The organism is Streptomyces thermoalcalitolerans (assembly GCF_039525155.1).
Taxonomy (GTDB): Bacteria; Actinomycetota; Actinomycetes; order Streptomycetales; family Streptomycetaceae; genus Streptomyces; species Streptomyces thermovulgaris.
Genome location: NZ_BAAAHG010000058.1, coordinates 1 through 19090, shown reverse-complemented (window position 1 = coordinate 19090; position 19090 = coordinate 1). Strand labels below are relative to the sequence as shown.

The following is a 19090-nucleotide window of genomic DNA, read 5'->3' as shown; positions in this document are numbered from 1 at the left end:
TTCGGCGGATGCGGGCGACGACTGGCGGATGTGGGCCAACGAGGGGCCTGAAGCCCGCGGGCGGCCAGCTCGGACCTGGCCCGCATCCGCCACTTGCAGGGGCGGACGCCTCCGGACCGGCAGAATGCCCGCTTCAGCGCCCCGTCGTCGGAGCGAGACAGCGGCGCACGAGAGCGAGAGTGCGTTCCGTCACGGTGTCGAGCGGGGCGCCGCGCTCGAGGGCGGCGAGGGCCATGTGCAGCATCCCGGCGATCAGATCGGCCGTAAGCATGGGTTCGGGGGTGCCGAGCTGCCGTACGGCTGTGCGGAACGGCTCGACGTGCTCCGCGTGGAGTTCCATCAGCCGTTCCTGGCAGGCGGGGGGAAGGCCGGCGCTCATCAGGGCGATGGCGGGCCGGTGCGCGCCTTCGGCGCCGAGGCGGAGGCTTTCCCTGAAGAACGCCTCGATGCGTTCCATCGGGCTGTTCGCGGTGGCCATGGCGCGGGCGATCGCCTCGTTGGAGCGCCGGAAGGCCTCCTCCGTGATGGTGGCCAGGAGGGCCGCCGAGGAGTCGAAGTACTGGTACACGCTGGAGCGGGCCAGACCCGCGCGGGCGCCGACCGCCGCCGGGGTGACGGCGGCGGCGCCCTCGTTCACCAGGATGTCGATCGCTGCCTCGATCAGTGCCTCGCGCTGCTGGGCACGGTGCTCGGCGACGGTGGAGGCATTGATCTTCGGCATACGAGGCGGACTCCTGGGAGGCGGACGGAGCCGGAGTGAAGTGCCGGTCTGCGGCTGGGGTGCCGGTCTGCGGCTCCGGTCAGGACAGGCGACCGTCGACCATCTCGTGGACCCGGTCGGCGGCGTCCATTATCGCCGTGTCGTGGGTGACCATGACCGTGGCCGTGCCGTGCTCATGGGTCTGCTCGGCGATCAGCCGCACCGCCTCGGCCGAACGCGCCCGGTCCAGAGCGGAGGTGGGTTCGTCCACCAGCAGCACGGCGGGAGAGGTCATCAGGGCCCGGGCCAGCCCCGCGCGCTGGCGTTCGCCTCCGGACAGCTGGTGCGGGCGGGAGCCGGCGCGGTGCGTGAGATCGACCGCCTCGAGGAGTTCGTCGGCTCGGGCCCGGGCCGCGGCGTCGAGACGGCCGTCGATGTGCAGGGGCAGCAGGAGCTGTTCCCTGACCGTCAGGGAGGCCAGCAGATTCGACTGCTGGAAGACGAAGCCGATGTGACGGCGGCGTGCCGCGGTGCGCTCCTTGTCCGACAGGGCGGTCAGTTCGGTGCCGGCGATGTGCACGGTGCCCGAGGTGGGCCGCTGAAGGCCGCCGGCGACGGCGAGAAGGCTGGACTTGCCGGAGCCCGACGGGCCGACGACGGCGACGAATTCGCCGGGGGCGACGTTCAGGCTGACGTGGTCGAGGGCGGTGACGGCGGTGTCGCCGTCCCCCAGGACGAGGGTGACGTCGTCCAGGCGCAGTCCGCCGGAGCCCACGGCGTCCGGGGCGGCTCGGTGATCAGTGGAGGGCGTGGTCATCGGGCGGCTCCCAGAGCGGTCAGGGGGTCGACGGCGGTGATGCGGCGGACGGCGGCGGCGGCGCCCACGGTCCCGAAGCCGATCAGAAGGCCGGAAGAGGTGGCGACGGCCGGGGCGGAGAGCGAGAAGGGGGCCTTGCCGACCATCGCGCTTCCCAGGGCCAGACCGACGGCGGTGCCGACGGCCGTGGCGCCGACGAGCACGACGACGACCTGGGCGAGCGCGTCGCGCAGGATGTATCCGGTGGGGGCGCCGAGCGCCTTCAGCAGGGCGATCTCGGCCTTGCGCTGGATCGTCCAGACGGTGAAGAACGCACCGACGACCAAGGCGGAGATGGCGTACAGGAAGCCCTTGATCAGGGCCATGGTGCTCGACTCGGCCGCGTAGCCGGGAGAGGCGTCGAAGGTGGCCTCCTTGGTGTCGGCGCGGGTGGCGGTCGCCTTCTCCACGGCGCTGACGTCGGCGTCCGGCTTCAGGGTCAGGGCGACGGCCGTGGCCTGCCGGCGCGCGGCCTCGGGCAGGTCGCCCGGCAGGCCGTAGTGCAGGTGACGCCAGGTGTCGAGGTCGGTGTAGACGACGCCGATGTGGCCGTAGGAAACGGCCTCGTCGACCAGGCCCACGACCTTCATCCGCACCTCGCTCCTGTCCGCGGTCAGGACATCCCCGATCTCCACACCCAGGTCGGCGATCTCCTGGGTGATCACGACGCTTGCACCGCCCTCTTCCAGGCCCTTGCCCCGGCTGGGGCTGGGGGCCAGGGAGGAGTCCGGTTCCATGCCGAAGACGGCGAGGTTGACCTGTGTGCCCTTCCGGGCGCCCCGGGTCACCTGAGCGTGGATCAGGGTGTTCCCGAAGGGCTCCGCCCGCTCCACGCCCGGGGCCTTGGCCCATGCCTGCCAGTCCTCCTGCTCCACGGTCGAGCGGGAGAACTGTTCGCTGGTGGCCTTCTCGTCGAAGGCCATGTGGGTCATGGGCAGCGCACGCAGACCGGATATGCCGTCATGCGCCAGGCCGGAGGCAAGGCCGGACAGCAGTACGCCGAGTACGGCGATGAGTGCGACCACCGCACCCATCAGGGCGAAGCGACCGCGGGCGAAGCGCAGGTCGCGTAGGGCAAGGAACACGGGATCTCCGAGCGATGAGGGTGAGGGGCGCGACGGTGGGACACGCCGGCCCTTTACCTGGACTTGACGACGTAGGTGTCGGCATCTTACCCAAGTTGCCGACACGCCTGTCGGCAAGCCCTGTGCGTGCCGTACGCACCGGCCGGACGCTCCCGGTGGACCGGCATCCCCGCGGAGGCGATGCGACTCCGTAGGGCCCTGGCCTTTGCGGGGCTCTGCGCCGGGTTCGCCGGCGAGGTGGAGGGGCAGGAGGTGAGCCGCCGAAGCGGCGGCCAAGAACGTGGCCATGGATGGAGGGCCGAGGGCTTCGGCGTGCGCTTCAGGGGGCCGTGCGCTTCAGGGTGGTGGACGGCTCGCAGCGTGAAGATGCGCTCGACGCATGCGGCAGGGCCGTACGGCGAGCCCGGATCCGCTCGGAGGGCTACTTGCCGCTTCGCCGTGGTTTGGGGAGAGCAGCAGGGCCTTGGAAGGGGCACCGTGATTGCGGGGATTGCGGGACGTTGCGGCAGGCGAGGGGCGGGGCAGCGCGGCGGGTGGGAGCCCGGCCGAGTGAGGGTGACGGCGGAGCGCCTTCCCGCGGGGTGCTCCGCCGTGTGTCGCCTTCGTCAGTGCCCGGAGGCGTAGGGCAGGAAGGCCGCCCAGGCGGTGGGGGTGAGGGTGAGGCGGGGGCCGTGGGGGTTCTTGGAGTCGCGGACGAGGATGCGGTCGGGGACGGTTGCCACCTCGACGCAGTCGGGACCTTCGTCCGTGCTGTAGCTGCTCTTCCTCCAGGCCACTTCGACGCAGTCCGGTCCGTCTGCCGTGCTGTAGCTGCTCTTTGTCCACGCAGAGTCGGGATTGGCTCCGCTGTAGGGCTTGAGGGTCATGTCTCTCCAAGCGCTTTCTCGATGAGGGCCATCGACTCTCGCGGGCTGAGAGCCTGTGCCCGGATAGTCCCATAACGCATGTCGAGGAGCTGTACTTCTTTCGGATCGGTGATCACGCGACTGATGTGCTGAACCTCGACGTGCCCGACCGTCGTGCCGTCCTTGAGCCTGAGCAATCTGAACGATCCCGCGAGACCCGAGTTCTCCTCACGGTCCAGTGGAAGCACTTGGAGGTCGACATTGCTGAACTGACCGACCTCCAGCAGCCGTTCGAGTTGCCCGCGCATCACCATCTTGCCCCCGATGGGCCGACGGAGCGTCGACTCGCATTGGACAAAGCTGAAGAAGGGGCGGGCCGTCGTGTCGTCGACGATCTCCTGACGCGCCACGCGGGCCGACAGCCGCTGTTCGAGCTCGCTCGCTGAGAAGGGAGGCCGACGGGCGCTGAACACTGCCCGCGCGTACTCTTCCGTCTGCAACAGCCCGTGGATCACGGAGTTGTTGTAGGCGCCCAGCTCGACGGCCTCTGCCTCCAGCTTTTTCAGGTCCCGTACCTTCTTCGGGTACCGGGCCTCCGCCACGTCCTCCTTCATCGCCGAGATCTTGCCGCCCGCGTTCAGGGCCTCGTCCGCCGCGTCCAGGTACTCGGGGCGGGGGATCCGCCGTCCCCGTTCCACGGAGGAGACCAGCTCCTGTCCGTACCCGATGGCCGCCCCGAACTCCGCCTGGGTCATGCCGGCGGACTCCCGCCACAGCTTCAGCTGCCGGATGACCGCCCGCATGGCGCCCCTGGCCTCGTCGTCCTCCGGATCCGTGTTCCAGCTGTCCGCGTCCGTCACGCGTCACCGCCTTTCGCCGCGCCTCTGGGGTCAACTCCGGCCGTGCGCGGGCCGTCACTGCGGACGAGCCGGACGGAAACCGGACCGGGTCCGGACGGTCACCGTCCGCACGGACACCGGGTCTTCACAGGCTAGGTGCGGGCGAACACGCTGAGTGACGTGACTGAGGAAATCACCCGAACCGGAAATTCCGCTACCGCGCCGACGCCTGCCGCCGCGCCCGCCGAGCCGTGCTTCTCGGTGCCGTTGTCGGCGACCCGTCGTGGCGCCCGGCTGGCCAGGCTGCTGGCGGCGGAGCACCTGCGCAGATGGGGGCTGCCGTTGGACCCGGCTCGGCTGATCGTGGCTGAACTCGCGGCGAACGCCGCCGTGCACGGCCGTGTGCCCGGCCGGAGTTTCCGCCTCACCCTGACCGTCGTCCCGTCGGCCACACTCCGTATCGAGGTGACCGACACCCGGGGCGAACGCCTGCCGGAACGGACGCGGTCCGCAAGTGAATTGCTTCACGAATCCGGCTACGGCCTGCTGCTGGTGGAGGAGTTGGCCGACCGCTGGGGCGTGCAAGGCGGCCCGATGCCCGCCAAGACGGTGTGGGCGGAGCTGGATCTCGGCTCTTGACGGCTGCCGGTGGCCGATGATGTCCGGTATGCCGGCGGTTGAGGGTGTCCCTGACGTCAACCGCCTCGCGTCACGGCGACGTACAGCTCCTGTACGCGCCCGGGGCCGGTCGATGGTCGAGCCCCGGGGCAATTCCTGGGGCGATCGGGTGAGACTTCGGCGAACCGGCTCGCGGTCCGGCCGCGCCCGCCAGGATGACGTGGGTGACCCCCCACACCGCAGATCTCTGGCACCACTACGGGCGCACTCGCCACGCCACTGATCGGACTGTGCCCGACGACTTCCGTTGGAACTGGGAGCAGGACGGCGGGCCGGGCCCTGAAGTCCTCGGCGACCTGACGGGGCTGTGCGTCGGTGACCTCGGCGCCGGGGCCGCCCGGCACGCTGCCCATCTGGCCGTCCACCACCGTCCCGTTCGAGTTGTCGCGATCGACGCCTCGCCCGCCCAGCACGCCATGGCCACCGATCTGTACGGCCACCTTGCGCCCCGTCTGCGCATCGTGCGGTCCGACGTGGTGAGCCACCTGCACGCGGGGCGGGACACGTACGACGTGCTGTACAGCGTCTTCGGCGCGGTGGACTTCACCGAGCCGCGCGCACTGCTTCCCGCGGCGGCGACCGCGCTGAGGGCGGGCGGACGGCTGGTGTTCTCCACCCTCGGCCACTGTCTCGACGGCTCGCCCGCGCAGCCCGACGTACGGCACGTCGACATCCCGGCGAGGACGCCGGACGGGGAGGCGACCACGATGCGCCGCTGGGTGCTCCAGGAACAGGTGTGGGTCAAGCTGCTCGACGAGGCGGGGTTCACACGGATCAGCGTCGATGTGCTGCCCGGCGGGGAAGGGCCGCGCACTGCCGACGCACTGTTGGTGACTGCGTACCGCTCGTCGTGAGCGTCGGCCCGGCAGATGCGGACCACGCACCGGAGCCAGGTAGTACGGGTTGCGGCGGTACGCGGGCCGGGGCTGCGGGCGGTAAAAGACCAAAGAACTCCGGGAAAAAACCCACCCAACCAGCCAAACCTCGCAGTGGTCACTCGGGTGGGTGAAACCGGTTGGTATGGGTGGCGCGGGGGTGAGGCGGGCGGGCAGGCTCGCGACGAGGCGACCGTGCGGTGCCTGCTCGGCAGTCTGCTCGGCACCTGTTCGACGCCTGCTTGATCCCCCATATGCATCGGCCCCCGCCGGGACCGTCATCCCGGTGCGAGGGCCTGACCAACGAGGAAGAAAGGACCTTCCCCATGGCTGGCGAAAAGCCTACTGCTGCCATGCGCCCGAAGCAGGGTGTTCGGCGGACCTCCACCCACTCCGGTGTCACCCACGTACGCACGTACCAGTCGGGCCAGTACGTGGTCGTCGGCAACCACCTCGCCCAGCACCGCGAGCTGTCGCTGACCGCGATCGGACTGGGCACGCACATCCTGTCGCTGCCCGAGGGCACCCCGGTCGACATCCGCAGTCTCGCGGACCGCTTCCCCGAGGGACGGGAGCGGATCGCGTCCGCGCTGCGGGAGCTGGAGGCGCAGGGCTATCTGGAGCGGGTGCGCGAACGGACGGAATCGGGGCGCCTGTGCACGCGGACGTACGTCCACCACACGCCGCTCCGGGCGGTCGCGTCCCCCCTCCGCGGCCGCACTGCGGCGGCCCGTGCGCGTGGCCCTGTGGCACGCCCCTCGGCGGAGGTCCAGGAACCGCCCCAGGAGGACGACCGGGATCGGGACCGGCACCGGCCATTGGTTCGCCCGCCGGCCGAGCCCGTGCCCTCGGACGTACGGCCCGACCGTCCCGGGACGCCTGCCCGGACGGCGCCGCCGGAAGGCGACCGCAGTCCGCGTGACCGGCGGCACTACGACAAGGCCGTCACCCTTCTCGCGGGCCTGCGCCGCGCCGACGACCGCCTCACCCTCTCCTCTCGAGACGTGGACGCACTGGCCCCGAGGGTCGTCGACTGGCTGGAGCGAGGGGTCACCGCCGCCGTCCTCCACCACACCCTGGTGACCGGCCTGCCCGAGGATCTGAAGCACCCGGCCGGAGTGATCGCCTACCGCCTCCGCACCCTGCTGCCCCCACCGCTTCCGGCGGTCCCGGCGTCCCCGCCGGTCACGGCGGGGACCGTGAGCAGTGCCCACCGTCCCCACCCCTTCCAGACCTGCGACGGCTGTGAACGGGCCTTCCGCGCCCCGGAGCCGGGACGCTGCCGCGACTGCCGAACGGCCCCGTTGACGCCGAGGACGACGAGTGAGGTCGCGTGCGCAGCCTGAGCCCGTGCCCATCCGCGCCATCCGATGAAGAGATCTGGTGCTTCGGGCCACATTCCTATACTTGCGACATGGACCGGGAACTGGAGCGAGCTGCTCTCGTCACGCTGCTGCGGCGTGGCGATCGCGCCTGGTCCGAGCTCACTGACCAGATCGAGGCCGTCGGCAGTGCCCGCGAGGTACTGGAAAACTCACTCGATGCCTCTGGACAGGGGGCGCTCTTCGACACCGGCCCCACGGTAGACCTGGACAGCGTTGCCGCTGAGATCGCTGCCTGGGAGCGCGAAGGCATGCGGCTGGTCACGATTCTCGATGAGGAATACCCGCTGTACCTGAGGCTGGTTCACCAGCGCCCGCCGTTTCTTTTTCTCCGCGGGAGGATCGTCGAGGACGATCTGCGGGTCGCAGTCGTGGGTACCCGTAATCCCACCCCGGAAGGCATCGCCCGCGCCCGCGCCGTCGCGGGCGGTCTCGCCGAGCGTGGCGTCACGGTCGTCTCCGGCTTGGCCGCCGGTATCGACACCGCGGCCCATGGCGCTGCTCTTGCCGTCGGGGGCCGTACCGTCGCCGTCATCGGGACCGGACTGCGCCACGCTTACCCGGCCCAGAACGCACGGCTCCAGCGAGAGATCGCCGAGCGGGGTCTGCTGATCTCACAGTTCTGGCCGGACGCGCCGCCCTCGAAGGAGTCGTTCCCCCTGCGTAACGCCGTGATGAGCGGGTACAGCCTGGCCACGGTCGTGATCGAGGCGGCTTACCGCAGCGGCGCCCGCATGCAGGCCCGGCTTGCCCTGGAGCACGGCCGCCGGGTTTTCCTCATGCGCTCTCTCATGACTCATGAGTGGGCGAGGGAGTACGCCGCCAGGCCCAACACAACTGTCATCGACGGTCCCGAAGACGTGTTCGATCAACTCGACTCCCTCGTCCCCACCACGGGCGAGCTGACCTGGGCCTAGTCGGCGGACCGGCGTGGCAACCGTCGTCGGGCTGTCCGCCCGCTACGCCAACTTTCTCGTCCATCCGCTGCTGCCCGGCCCGGGCGTGTGCCAGGTCTGCCGCGGACCGGCCAAGGCTGGATACCCCACATGTTGGCCGTGTCACGAGGCGGGCAGGCTTCTCGGAAAGGGTGTGGCCGATGCCGTCATCCCTGTCAGCCTGGCCCTCAAGGGAGAGCAGTACGCCAATGAACTCTGGCGTTACAAGAATGCCGCAGGGCCTCAGCAGCAGTACTTCCGCATGGGGCTGGCAGCCGTCCTGTGGCGTTTCCTCGCTCAGCACGAGGACTGCATCACCGACCACTGCGCTGTCGCCGGCTTCGACGTCGTCACCACGGTGCCCAGCACCAGCGGGCGCGTAGATCATCCTCTGCGTACCATGGTTGCCGAAACCGTCGGTGTCACCCGTGACCGCCACCGCGACCTGCTTGTGCCGACATCGGAGGCGGCCGGCCTGGGGCGTACGGTGTCTTCCGCACGCTACGCATCGGCGGCGTTATGGGGCGAGAACGTCCTGCTCATCGACGACACCTGGACCACCGGCAGTCATGCACAGTCGGCAGCCGCCGCGCTCAAAGCCGCCGGCGCGGGCAGTGTGGCCGTCGTGGTTCTCGGGCGGCATCTCAATACCGGCTACGGGAACACGGCGATCCACGTCGAACAGGCGCGACTGCGACGCTATTCCTGGGACGTCTGCCCGCTCAGGCCCTGGAAGCACGGCTGACAAGCAAGGGTGAGCGAGGCTGCCCGGGACCGACTCCGTGTCGGTAAAAGCAGGAAACGGGCGGGCGTAGCGTAGGGGACATGACGAAGTACGGAGCCTTTCCCGGTACGCGTCCTCGTCGGCTGCGCACCACACCCGCCATGCGGCGCATGGTCGCCGAGACCCGGCTGCACCCGGCGGACCTCATCCTGCCCGCGTTCGTGCGGGAGGGCGTGAGCGAGCCGGTGCCGATCGGGGCGATGCCCGGAGTCGTGCAGCACACGCGGGACAGCCTGAAGAAGGCGGCCGCGGAGGCGGTGGAGGCCGGGGTCTCCGGCATCATGCTGTTCGGGGTGCCGGAGGAGGGGAAGAAGGACGGCCGCGGCAGCGCCGGGACCGATCCGGACGGGATCCTGCAGGTCGCGCTGCGCGATGTGCGGGCCGAGGTCGGGGACGACCTGCTCGTCATGTCCGACCTGTGTCTGGACGAGTACACCGACCACGGGCACTGCGGAGTGCTGGACGCCGAGGGGCGGATCGACAACGACGCCACGCTCGAGCGGTACGCCGAGATGGCCCAGGTGCAGGCCGAGGCAGGGGCGCATGTGGTCGGGCCCAGCGGGATGATGGACGGGCAGATCGGCGTCATCCGTGAGGCGCTCGACCGGATCGGGCGGCAGGACGTCGCGATCCTCGCCTACACCGCCAAGTACGCCTCCGCCTTCTACGGCCCCTTCCGGGAGGCGGTGGGCTCCTCGCTGCGGGGCGACCGCAAGACCTACCAGCAGGACCCGGCGAACCTCCGTGAGTCGCTGCGCGAGCTGGCGCTCGACCTGGAGGAGGGCGCCGACATGGTGATGGTCAAGCCGGCCGGACCGTACCTCGATGTCCTCGCCCGGGTCGCCGACGCCGTGGACGTGCCCGTCGTCGCCTACCAGATCTCCGGGGAGTACGCGATGGTCGAGGCCGCCGCCGAGAAGGGCTGGATCGACCGGGACCGGGCCATCCTGGAGACCCTGACCGGCATCAAGCGGGCCGGTGCGCGCACCATCCTCACCTACTGGGCCACCGAGGTCGCGCGGAAGCTGTGACCGGCGGGTGAGCCGTCATCGGCCGGGCGCTCGATGTGCGGTTTTCCAAGTCCCCTACAGCCTGGCCGTGTTGCTTCCGGGACTGGGAGTCGCGGTCCGTCGTCTGCACGACACGGGCCGCTCGGGCTGGTGGGTCCTCATCGCCCTGGTGCCGCTGGTCGGTGCCACGTGCTGCTGGTCTTCCTGGCCAGTGACTCGCAGCCGGGCACCAACCAGTACGGCCCCAACCCGAAGACGGCCGTGGCCTGACCGAACGCGCCCCGGCGCTTCCCTCGGACCTTCCGTCCTCGCCCCCCGTTCCACGTGCGGCCTCCTGCCCGTCCCCAGGGTGGGCGGGAGGCCGCGCCGTTCTTTGGGGCGAAGCCGCCCGCGACGGGATGCTCGGCCGGTCAGTCCCACCAGAAGGACCACAGGTGCTCGCCGACGAGCCCCCGGGCGTAGGAGCGCAGGGTGTGCTCCTCGCCCTGCGTGATGATGTCCGGGCAGAACGCGAAGTGCTCCGCCGCCACCGCCTCCGCCTCGGCGGGGGTGGCGGGCGGGGCCGCCACGGAGACGACGAGGAGATTGAAGCCGAGCGCGACGACCCGTATGCCGAAGCGGTCCTCCCAGGAGCGGAGCACCGCGCACAGACGGGCCACGTCGTCCTCGTAGTTGAGCGGGCCGGTCCAGCCGAGGACCGCCGGTATGTCGGCGGAACGGCGGGCCGGTACCAGGGCGAGACGGAGCTCCTTGAACCAGGGGAGCCGGCCGTCCGCCAGCGCGTCGGCGACAGCGGCGGCCCGCACGGCCGGGTCCGCACCGAGCACCCCGGCCGGGGCGAGTCCGGGCCACCGCGGACCGAAGGGAGCGACCGTCTCGTCGAACGTCATGGGCTCCGTGAGGACGCCGACGGCGGTTTCCCCGTCCGGCCAGTCCTCGTCGGCCGTCGCTGCATCCTCGGCGTACTCAGCCCAGAAGTCGGCCAGGACCTCCTCGGCGTCGTGCTCCCCGGGATACGACATCTCCCCGGGCCGCAACTCCCACTTCTCCGGCCCGCCCGGGCTGCCGCCCACGTCGATGAGCACCGGCAGCAGGCCCGCCCGGGTCGCGGGCGTGCCCAGCGCCGCCCAGTTCCCCGGGGCCGCCGACCGCCCGGCGTACCAGAGCAACGGCTCGTGCCATGGCCCGTCGTCCGTCGTCTCGAGCAGGACACCGGGCGCCAGTCGCAGTCCGAGCGTACGCCCGCTCGGGTCGGCCGCCAGCTTGGGCAGAGGATTGGGAAGAGTCGCCATGCGGGTGACTGTAAGGGCAGTCGCTGACAGTGGACTCCGGGGCCTCTCCGGGGAGTTGGGGAGGACGTCCAGGCGGCGGCTTTCATGGCGTCTTCAGGGGACGTCCGGTCCCGTTCCACACGTGATGCGCCGTCCTACGCTGGGCCGGGATCGACGCCGGGACCGACGTCTCGGGGAACTTCCGGTCTCACGCGCGCGAAGCTCGCCGTGCCGCAGGTACGGCGCCTCCCGCTGCGTCCTGGCCGGGGCTCACCACATTCCGTGCTCCAGCTCTTCGAGCGACAGGTTCCACTGTGATTCGTTGTCGGCGAACGGGGTGGGGTCGAAGGCGCCGACCACCCGCCGGAAACGTTCGGCGATCTCCTTCGGGGCGGCGCCGTTCTCGTGGGCGACTTCGAGTTTCCGGAACTTGACGCGGACGAACACCAGTGACTCCACATCACGATGCAGGAGGGTGTACCGGGTCTCGCCCTCGGGGAAGGAGTACACCTTCCCGGTTTCCGGGTCCAGGGCGATGAGCAACGTGAAGAGGTAGCCCAGCGGTCACCATGTCCGGTTCTCCGGAGGGCAGGGAAGCCCGTGGTGAGCGAACCGGCTGCCGAGTGCGATCGGGTTGAATCCCGTGAGGAAAGGAGAGCTTCCGGGCATGTGCGTCTCAGTATCCGGAACTGGTGATTGAAAGAGGGTTAGGTTCTGAGGGACCCCGGCACGGAAGTCCGGGGGTACGGGCACCGCCGTTTCCGGCACATACACGGTTTCCGGGCCATCGGTGCGTCGAGGGGCAGCGCCCCCACCGTTCCCGGCGGGTGGGGGAGCCCCTGGCCCTGGACGGCACGGTCTCCGTCGAGGCGGCCATCGAGTGGCTCATCGACATCGTCCTGTGAGGTGCCAGGTCACCTGATGCAGCCCCTCTCCGGGGGCTTCACCACCCATGTGCCCCACGGTTGGTCCCCCTGCCGTGGAGTGCACATCCGTGCCGGCACCTGTCACGCTGCGGCCGGACGAACCCGGCCGGGCAGCCGAGGAGGTCCGGATCACCCGCAGGACGTCGCTGGAGCTGCCCGAGCCGGTCCCGCTCGCCCACGCCGCCGGCCCCGCTGCGGACGCGGCAGGTGTGCGAGCGAGGCGATGGACCTGGAGATCGGGCCCGACACCATCAACAACACCCGCCTGAAGCTCAAGCGGATCGTCGAACGCGGGATCATGGCCGAGACCGGGCAGGGCTTGTTCACCCATCCGCGGCCGTAAGCCACCCTGAACGCCGCGACCTGCCCGCTCACTCTCAACGAAGCAGAAAACCAGGCATACCGCCTTCTCGTGCCGCGCCGTGCTACTCCTGACGTGCGGCTTCAGTCGCCCGAAGAATGGCTGCGAGCATCTCGTCGCGGTGCGGCGGGTTTCTTCGCGACCACACCGGACTCTTCCAGCTGGCGGCAATGCCGAAGTCGCGGTGTTTGCCGTCCTGTGTGGTGATACGGATCGACGAAGTCCGGATGGCGGTCGCGGATGCGATGGCCGTCAGCGGCACGGTCCGCGCCTTGTTCGACCATTCAATGAGCAAGTCGATCAGTTCGCCACTGCCTGTCGGCCCGACCGCGTCGGCGAATCGGGAGAGCAATTGGCCAAGGAGGCGGGTGTCCAACGGACCGTGGTAGAGCCGCCGGTTGGTGAGTACGAGTATCCCGCCGATCAGAGCAAGCTCTGTACCGGGTATGAGAACGGCCCCCGTCTTCACGCACAGCACTTCTTCGCCGTTCTCCAGCGGCAACTTCACCCACAGCCCCATGGATCCCCCCGTCATCGATGCCGTTCTTGCGGCGATGCCGTCAAGTCAGCCTTCACAGGCCACTGTGCGCAACATGCCCAGGCTCGCCGGATGCCGCCCTGCCACACGTTCAAGTGACGGTACATCATTTATGCGCTCACATACCGCTCTCTGGGAAGACCTTGCGGTGGAATCGGCGTGCGTGAGCAGCTCCTTGAGCTTCTCTTTCCAGGAGTCGGCCGTGGTGCCGTAGTCGAAGCTGTGGGTGAACTCCGCGTGCGGGAAGGCTGCCTGGAGCCATACGGCGCACTAGTGGCCCGGCATCATGCACAGCTCGGGTTCGCAGGAGACGCGCCGCACCTGCCCGAGTGCGACGCCCTGGGCGCACAGGCGGTGCCAGAGGAGTTCCCCGCGGGGTGCGCGCGTCCCGGTTCCGTCGCGTCGGTGACGATCTGCCGGGCGCCCGTGCCGTCGATGCACTCGAATGCCGACGAGAGCGGCAAGTTGAGGGTGCGCCGTACGTCGTCGAGTCGTCCGACGGTCCGGGGCACTCGTAAGCGGGCCATGACTCGGGTGAACGCTGGTGCGTCCCCCGCCTGCCCTGCTTCGGAGTCCGGTCCGGTGGCAACGGCTCGGTCCTCGCCCACTGGGCATCACTCAAGGCCGCACATCACCCGGCGATCGGACGATCCGAGGGGAAACGGCCCGAGGCTCCCTCAGGGGCTGCGGGGACGGTCTTCGCAGCCCCTGAGGGAGACCCCGGGGCGGGCGGCTCGCGCGGATCAGAGCCGCTCGGGCGTCCTGATGCCCAGCAGGGCCATGCCCTGGCGCAGGGTGCGGGCCGTGACGTCGCAGAGGAACAGGCGGTTCTCGACCTGCTCCGGGGTCTCGGCCTTCAGCACCGGGCACTTGTCGTAGAAGGACGTGTAGAGGGTGGCCAGCTGGTACAGGTAGGCCGCCAGCTTGTGCGGGGCGTACTCCGCCGCCGCCTCCCGCACCGTCTCCGCGAAGGCGTCCACGTGCAGGCCGAGCGCCCGCTCCGCCTCCGTCAGGGCCAGGTCCGGGTGGGCGGCCGGGCGGGCCTCGCCGGCCTTGCGGAGGATGGACTGGATCCGGGCGTAGGCGTACTGGAGGTACACGCTGGTGTCGCCGTTCAGCGAGACCATCTGGTCCAGGTCGAACTTGTAGTCCCGGTTCGCCGACGTCGACAGGTCCGCGTACTTCACCGCGCCGATGCCCACCTGGGCGCCCCGCTCGGCGATCTCCTCCTCGGAGAGGTCCTGCGCCTTCTCCCGGACGACCGCCGAGGCGCGTTCGATCGCCTCGTCGAGGAGGTCCACCAGGCGGACGGTCTCGCCCTCCCGCGTCTTGAACGGCTTGCCGTCCTTGCCGAGCACCGTGCCGAAGGCCAGCTGGTACGCCGTGACGTCGTCGTTCAGCCAGCCGGCGCGCCGTGCGGTCTCGAAGACCATCTTGAAGTGCAGGGACTGGCGGGCGTCCACCACGTACAGCAGGGTGTCCGCCTTGAGGTTGAAGACGCGGTCGCGGATCGCCGACAGGTCGGTCGCCGCGTAGCCGTAGCCGCCGTCGGACTTCTGGACGATCAGCGGGACCGGCTTGCCGTCCGGGCCCTTGACGTCGTCGAAGAAGACGCACAGGGCGCCCTCGGAGCGGACCGCGACGCCCGACTCCTCCAGCAGGCGGCAGGTCTCGGCCAGCATGTCGTTGTAGCCGGACTCGCCGACGATGTCCTCGTCCCGGATCTCCATGTCCAGCTTGTCGAAGACGGAGTAGAAGTAGATCTTCGACTCGTCCACGAACTTCTGCCACATGGCCACCGTGTGCGGATCCCCGGCCTGGAGGTCCACCACCCGGCGCCGCGCCCGGGTCTTGAACTCCTCGTCGGAGTCGAACAGCTTCCGCGCGGCCTTGTAGAGGCGGTCGAGGTTCGACATCGCCTCCTCGCCGGTCACCTCGGCGGACTTGTGGTCCAGCTCGTGCGGGTGCTCGTCCAGGTACTGGATGAGCATGCCGAACTGGGTGCCCCAGTCGCCGATGTGGTGCCGGCGGATCACGTTCTCGCCGGTGAACTCCAGGAGCTTGACGACGGAGTCGCCGATCACCGCGGACCGCAGATGGCCGACGTGCATCTCCTTGGCCACGTTCGGCTGGGCGTAGTCGATCACCGTCGTGCCGGGGCGCTCCGCGTACGGCACGCCCAGCCGGCCCTCCGGGTCGGCCGCCCGCGCGGCCAGGTTCTCCATGATCGCCCGGTCGGTGACCATGATGTTGAGGAAGCCGGGCCCGGAGACCTCGACGCTCTGGATCACATCACCGGTGACCACGTGCTCGACGACCTGCGTCGCCAGCTCCCGCGGGTTGGCCTTGGCCTTCTTCGCCAGCGCCAGGATCCCGTTGGCCTGGAAGTCCGCCCGGTCGCTGCGTCGCAGCAGCGGGTCCGCGTCGGCGTTCTCCGGCAGGGCGGCCGAGAGGGCGGACGCGAGGCGCTGGTGGACGGCTGACGTGAGGGACGTGACCGAGGTCATGGAAGTGGGTGCCGTTCTCCTCGTGGGACGGATGCGGACACGGCCAGTATCCCACGCGGGGCAAAGCGAATTTTCCGGTCCGCGGGTGCGGGTGAACGCCGGGGCGCCGGGTTGCTCCCCGGGATGAAAAGGCGTTTTCGTGGATGCCGACCCTCCTGGGACAATGGAAAGGCCGGCCGGCCGTGCGACGGCACCGGCTGCCCACGGAGAAACATCAGGAAATCGGAAAGAGGACGTGCCGATCGTGGCTCAGAGCACCGAGACCGCCGACTGGGTCTCCCGTTTCGCGGACGACGTCATCGAGGAGTCGGAGCGTCGGGCCCCGGGCAAACCGGTCGTCGTCGCGTCCGGTCTGTCGCCGTCCGGCCCCATTCACCTGGGCAATCTGCGCGAGGTCATGACCCCGCACCTCGTCGCCGACGAGATCCGCCGCCGGGGGTACGAGGTACGGCACCTGATCTCCTGGGACGACTACGACCGCTACCGCAAGGTCCCGGCCGGTGTCGCCGGCATCGACGAGTCCTGGGCCGAGCACATCGGCAAGCCGCTGACCTCCGTCCCGGCCCCCAAGGGCTCGCCGTACCCCAACTGGGCCGAGCACTTCAAGGCGGCCATGATCGAATCGCTCGCCGAGCTGGGCGTGGAGTTCGACGGCATCAGCCAGACCGAGAAGTACACCTCCGGTGCCTACCGCGATCAGATCCTGCACGCGATGAGGAACCGCGAGAAGATCGACGCGATCCTCGCCCAGTACCGGACCAAGCCCAAGCCGGCCGACGCCAGGAAGCAGCAGCAGAAGCCCGTCGACGAGGCCGAGCTGGCGGCCGCCGAGGGCTCGGGCGCCGCCACCGAGGACGACGGCAGCTCCGGCTCCGCCGGGTACTTCCCGTACAAGCCGTACTGCGGCAACTGCGAGAAGGACTTCACCACCATCACGGCCTACGACGACGACTCCACCGAGATGACCTACGCCTGCACCGCGTGCGGCTTCTCGGAGACGGTCCGGCTGAGCGAGTTCAACCGCGGCAAGCTGGTCTGGAAGGTCGACTGGCCGATGCGGTGGGCGTACGAGGGCGTGATCTTCGAGCCCAGCGGGGTCGACCACTCCTCGCCGGGATCGTCGTACCAGGTCGGCGGGGAGATCGTCGGACTCTTCGGCGGCACGCAGCCGATCGGGCCGATGTACGCCTTCGTCGGCATCACCGGGATGGCGAAGATGTCGTCCTCCCGGGGCGGGGTCCCCACCCCGGCCGACGCGCTGAAGATCATGGAGCCGCAGATCCTGCGGTGGCTGTACGCCCGGCGCAAGCCCAACCAGTCCTTCAAGATCGCCTTCGACCAGGAGATCCAGCGTCTGTACGACGAGTGGGACAGGCTCGTCGCCAAGGTCGCCGGCGGCTCCGCGCTGCCCGGTGACATCGCCGCGTACACGCGTGCGATCGGCACCGCCGCCGGTGAGCTGCCGAAGACGCCGCGCCCGCTGCCGTACCGCACGCTCGCGTCCGTCGCCGACATCACCGCCGGCCACCAGGACCAGGCGCTGCGCATCCTCAGCGAGCTCGACCCGGCCAACCCGCTCACCTCGCTCGACGAGGTCCGCCCGCGGTACGACAAGGCCGAGGCGTGGATCAACACCCACGTCCCCGCCGACCAGCGCACCATCGTCCGCGAGGAGCCCGACACCGAGCTGCTGAAGTCCCTCGACGAGCCCTCCCGGGAGTCGATCCGGCTGCTGCTCGACGGGCTGGCCGAGCACTGGTCGCTCGACGGGCTCACCCACCTGGTCTACGGCGTGCCCAAGATCCAGGCCGGGTTCTCCGCCGACGCCACGCCCAAGGAGCTGCCGCCGGAGATCAAGACCGCCCAGCGGTCGTTCTTCGCGCTGCTGTACCGGCTGCTGGTGGGGCGTGACACCGGTCCGCGCCTGCCCACGCTGCTGCTGGCGGTGGGGCAGGAGCGGGTGCGGACCCTGCTCGGGGAGTAAGGGCCGCGTCCGCGTCGGCATCGACGGCATTCGACGGCGAAGGGCCGTCCGGTGGTGTTCACCGGACGGCCCTTCGCCGTGTTGCGGGCCGGGCTGTTGTCACCGGCCCGGTGAGGGGGTTCTGGGTGGTTTTGTCTGGATGAGTCGGCTGTTGGTCCAGGTGTGCCGTCGACCAACGCGCAGTGTACGTGGATCGAGCGGCATGGCGAGGCGCTGTGGGGGTGCCGGCCACGGCCGCCGCTCGCCGGGAGTTGTACACGGCGGACTCGGTGGCGGAGGTGCTTGCATGGCGCCTGGACGGGTGGCGGAAGCCTGGCCGGTGACGTCCGGGAACAGCCACGGCTTTCCAGGATCTCCTGTGCTGTGGGTGGAACGGACGCAGCTCGTCACCTGTCAGCGGAACCAGTTGACGCTCGGCGTGCCGCTGCCGGGCGGCGGCCATGGCCTGACTCTTGCCGACCGCCGGCTGCCCGCCAAGCAGTACCAGCACTGGTTCCTGCTACGGGGCGTAGCCAGAGAGGACGAAGCCCCGGACGCGCTCCTCGAAGCGGTCCTGCAACTCCCGTTCGGAGAGGAAGCAGTCGCTCGTCTCAGTCATGATCACCAAGCCGGGCCAGTTCCGCCTGCCAGCGCTGGATGTGCGCGATGAGCTGGTCCCGGTCATGTGCCGGGACGGCACGTCTGGTGTCCCGCAGCTGCAAAACCTTGTTCCACCACTGCTCCCGTTCCTCCGGCGTGGCGGCAGTGTCGGACAGCCGGGTGTAGTGGGCGGTCAACCGGGCGGCGGTTTCAGCGAAGGTGTCGTAGACGACAGTCGTGGGGACGTCGGCGTAAGGGCCTGTCGGCGTTGAGGGCGTCAAGGCACTCCTTGTCTGGTCTGGCGCCTGTGTGAGAAGCGCAAAAGCCCGCTGGTGCCATCTGCGGTTCGATTATCCCTGTCGCCGTCGCCCGCCTCCACGCCCGCAAGCCGGCCGGCTGCCCTTGGAGGACTCGTATGTCTCGTTTCCGTCCTCGAAATCGAGGACCTGACGTTCAGCAGTAGCGGCCTTCTGGTGCGGCTGCTGGAGGACAAGATTCATGATGAGGAATAGAACCTTGTGCTCCTGGACTGGCCGGACCTTCGCGTCGGCCGACGCCACCAGAGCGACGAATACCCGCTCCCACGTGCCATCGGCAGCCCATATGCAGTCGGTTGCAGCCCCTCGCCGGTTGTCGTCCTTCTCCGGCAGGTGGGCCGCTGCGTGTCGGTCTGGAGCGTGTGGGCGATCGCGTCGGTCACCTCACGGTGGTCCCGCAGTGGGCACCCTGCTTCGGCGTCTGCCCGGAAGCGACGCAACGACGCGATCCATGCCCACTGTGCGTCGGCTGACGGCACACCCGGACCAACGACCGACTGACCCGAACCAGCCGGTCTAGGCGCAATACCGGTGATTTAGGTTGTTTTCCGGCTGGTGGGGGTGGCTCTGGTCGGCCCGACCAGCCGGACCGTTGGGGTGTCCGGCCGTGGTGGGCTG

General features: G+C 69.7%; 18 protein-coding genes and 1 pseudogene. 8 read left to right on the top strand and 11 right to left on the bottom strand.

Annotated elements, in window-relative coordinates:
• Nucleotides 1-133 precede the first annotated feature (133 nt).
• The 5 genes from ABD224_RS24840 to ABD224_RS24820 all read right to left on the bottom strand — a co-directional run bounded on the left by ABD224_RS24840 (nucleotide 134) and on the right by ABD224_RS24820 (nucleotide 4289).
• Entirely contained in the window at nucleotides 134-721 is a 588-nt protein-coding gene (locus ABD224_RS24840; protein ID WP_344053646.1) for a TetR/AcrR family transcriptional regulator, read from the bottom strand.
• 79 nt (nucleotides 722-800) lie between these two features.
• Nucleotides 801-1517: an ABC transporter ATP-binding protein gene (locus ABD224_RS24835; RefSeq protein ID WP_344053644.1), complete on the bottom strand. Its 717-nt coding sequence runs from the start codon at nucleotides 1515-1517 to the stop codon at nucleotides 801-803.
• A complete protein-coding gene (locus ABD224_RS24830) occupies nucleotides 1514-2641 on the bottom strand; it encodes an ABC transporter permease (RefSeq protein ID WP_344053642.1) in 1128 nt (375 codons plus the stop codon). Before ABD224_RS24830 ends, ABD224_RS24835 begins: the two co-directional genes overlap by 4 nt.
• Before the next feature lie 605 nt (nucleotides 2642-3246).
• On the bottom strand, nucleotides 3247-3507 hold the full coding sequence (locus tag ABD224_RS24825; protein WP_079129742.1) for a DUF397 domain-containing protein: 261 nt from the start codon (nucleotides 3505-3507) through the stop codon (nucleotides 3247-3249).
• On the bottom strand, nucleotides 3504-4289 hold the full coding sequence (locus ABD224_RS24820) for a helix-turn-helix domain-containing protein (protein WP_344053682.1): 786 nt from the start codon (nucleotides 4287-4289) through the stop codon (nucleotides 3504-3506). Before ABD224_RS24820 ends, ABD224_RS24825 begins: the two co-directional genes overlap by 4 nt.
• A gap of 216 nt (nucleotides 4290-4505) precedes the next feature.
• Between ABD224_RS24820 and ABD224_RS24815 the strand changes: the two genes are divergently transcribed.
• From ABD224_RS24815 to ABD224_RS24785, 7 genes and pseudogenes are all read left to right on the top strand, one after another.
• On the top strand, nucleotides 4506-4964 hold the full coding sequence (locus ABD224_RS24815; RefSeq protein WP_425581047.1) for an ATP-binding protein: 459 nt from the start codon (nucleotides 4506-4508) through the stop codon (nucleotides 4962-4964).
• A 194-nt stretch (nucleotides 4965-5158) separates the two neighbouring features.
• Nucleotides 5159-5857, top strand: a complete 699-nt coding sequence (locus ABD224_RS24810; protein ID WP_344053638.1) for a class I SAM-dependent methyltransferase — start codon at nucleotides 5159-5161, stop codon at nucleotides 5855-5857.
• 374 nt (nucleotides 5858-6231) lie between these two features.
• Entirely contained in the window at nucleotides 6232-7224 is a 993-nt protein-coding gene (locus ABD224_RS24805; RefSeq protein ID WP_344053636.1) for a helix-turn-helix domain-containing protein, read from the top strand.
• A gap of 68 nt (nucleotides 7225-7292) precedes the next feature.
• On the top strand, nucleotides 7293-8177 hold the full coding sequence (locus tag ABD224_RS24800) for a DNA-processing protein DprA (RefSeq protein WP_344053634.1): 885 nt from the start codon (nucleotides 7293-7295) through the stop codon (nucleotides 8175-8177).
• A gap of 13 nt (nucleotides 8178-8190) precedes the next feature.
• Nucleotides 8191-8940 carry a hypothetical protein gene (locus ABD224_RS24795; protein ID WP_344053631.1) on the top strand — a complete coding sequence of 250 codons (750 nt, stop codon included), beginning with the start codon at nucleotides 8191-8193 and terminating at the stop codon, nucleotides 8938-8940.
• 80 nt (nucleotides 8941-9020) lie between these two features.
• Nucleotides 9021-10010, top strand: a complete 990-nt coding sequence (gene hemB / locus ABD224_RS24790) for a porphobilinogen synthase (RefSeq protein ID WP_344053629.1) — start codon at nucleotides 9021-9023, stop codon at nucleotides 10008-10010.
• Between the two features lie 55 nt (nucleotides 10011-10065).
• Nucleotides 10066-10259: pseudogene (locus ABD224_RS24785) on the top strand (DUF805 domain-containing protein); the annotation flags it as partial.
• Between the two features lie 140 nt (nucleotides 10260-10399).
• Here the strand turns inward: ABD224_RS24785 and ABD224_RS24780 are convergent.
• The 4 genes from ABD224_RS24780 to argS form a co-directional block, all read right to left on the bottom strand.
• Nucleotides 10400-11281 (bottom strand): DUF4253 domain-containing protein, encoded by an 882-nt coding sequence (locus tag ABD224_RS24780; RefSeq protein WP_344053627.1) that lies wholly within the window; start codon nucleotides 11279-11281, stop codon nucleotides 10400-10402.
• A gap of 249 nt (nucleotides 11282-11530) precedes the next feature.
• Complete coding sequence (locus ABD224_RS24775) at nucleotides 11531-11803, bottom strand: SUKH-4 family immunity protein (protein ID WP_486388852.1); 273 nt, start codon at nucleotides 11801-11803, stop codon at nucleotides 11531-11533.
• 808 nt (nucleotides 11804-12611) lie between these two features.
• Nucleotides 12612-13067 (bottom strand): hypothetical protein, encoded by a 456-nt coding sequence (locus ABD224_RS24770; protein WP_344053625.1) that lies wholly within the window; start codon nucleotides 13065-13067, stop codon nucleotides 12612-12614.
• Nucleotides 13068-13828: 761 nt separating this feature from the next.
• Nucleotides 13829-15592 carry an arginine--tRNA ligase gene (argS, locus tag ABD224_RS24765; protein ID WP_344053623.1) on the bottom strand — a complete coding sequence of 588 codons (1764 nt, stop codon included), beginning with the start codon at nucleotides 15590-15592 and terminating at the stop codon, nucleotides 13829-13831.
• Nucleotides 15593-15827: 235 nt separating this feature from the next.
• Here argS and lysS point away from each other — a divergent pair, with 235 nt between their 5' ends.
• Complete coding sequence (gene lysS, locus ABD224_RS24760; RefSeq protein ID WP_344053621.1) at nucleotides 15828-17576, top strand: lysine--tRNA ligase; 1749 nt, start codon at nucleotides 15828-15830, stop codon at nucleotides 17574-17576.
• A gap of 58 nt (nucleotides 17577-17634) precedes the next feature.
• On the opposite strand, the gene ABD224_RS29510 is transcribed toward lysS, so the two are convergent.
• Nucleotides 17635-18066, bottom strand: coding sequence for a zeta toxin family protein (locus ABD224_RS29510; protein ID WP_425581046.1), 432 nt, complete (start codon nucleotides 18064-18066; stop codon nucleotides 17635-17637).
• 100 nt (nucleotides 18067-18166) lie between these two features.
• Nucleotides 18167-18436 carry a hypothetical protein gene (locus tag ABD224_RS24755; RefSeq protein WP_344053619.1) on the bottom strand — a complete coding sequence of 90 codons (270 nt, stop codon included), beginning with the start codon at nucleotides 18434-18436 and terminating at the stop codon, nucleotides 18167-18169.
• Nucleotides 18437-19090 lie beyond the last annotated feature (654 nt).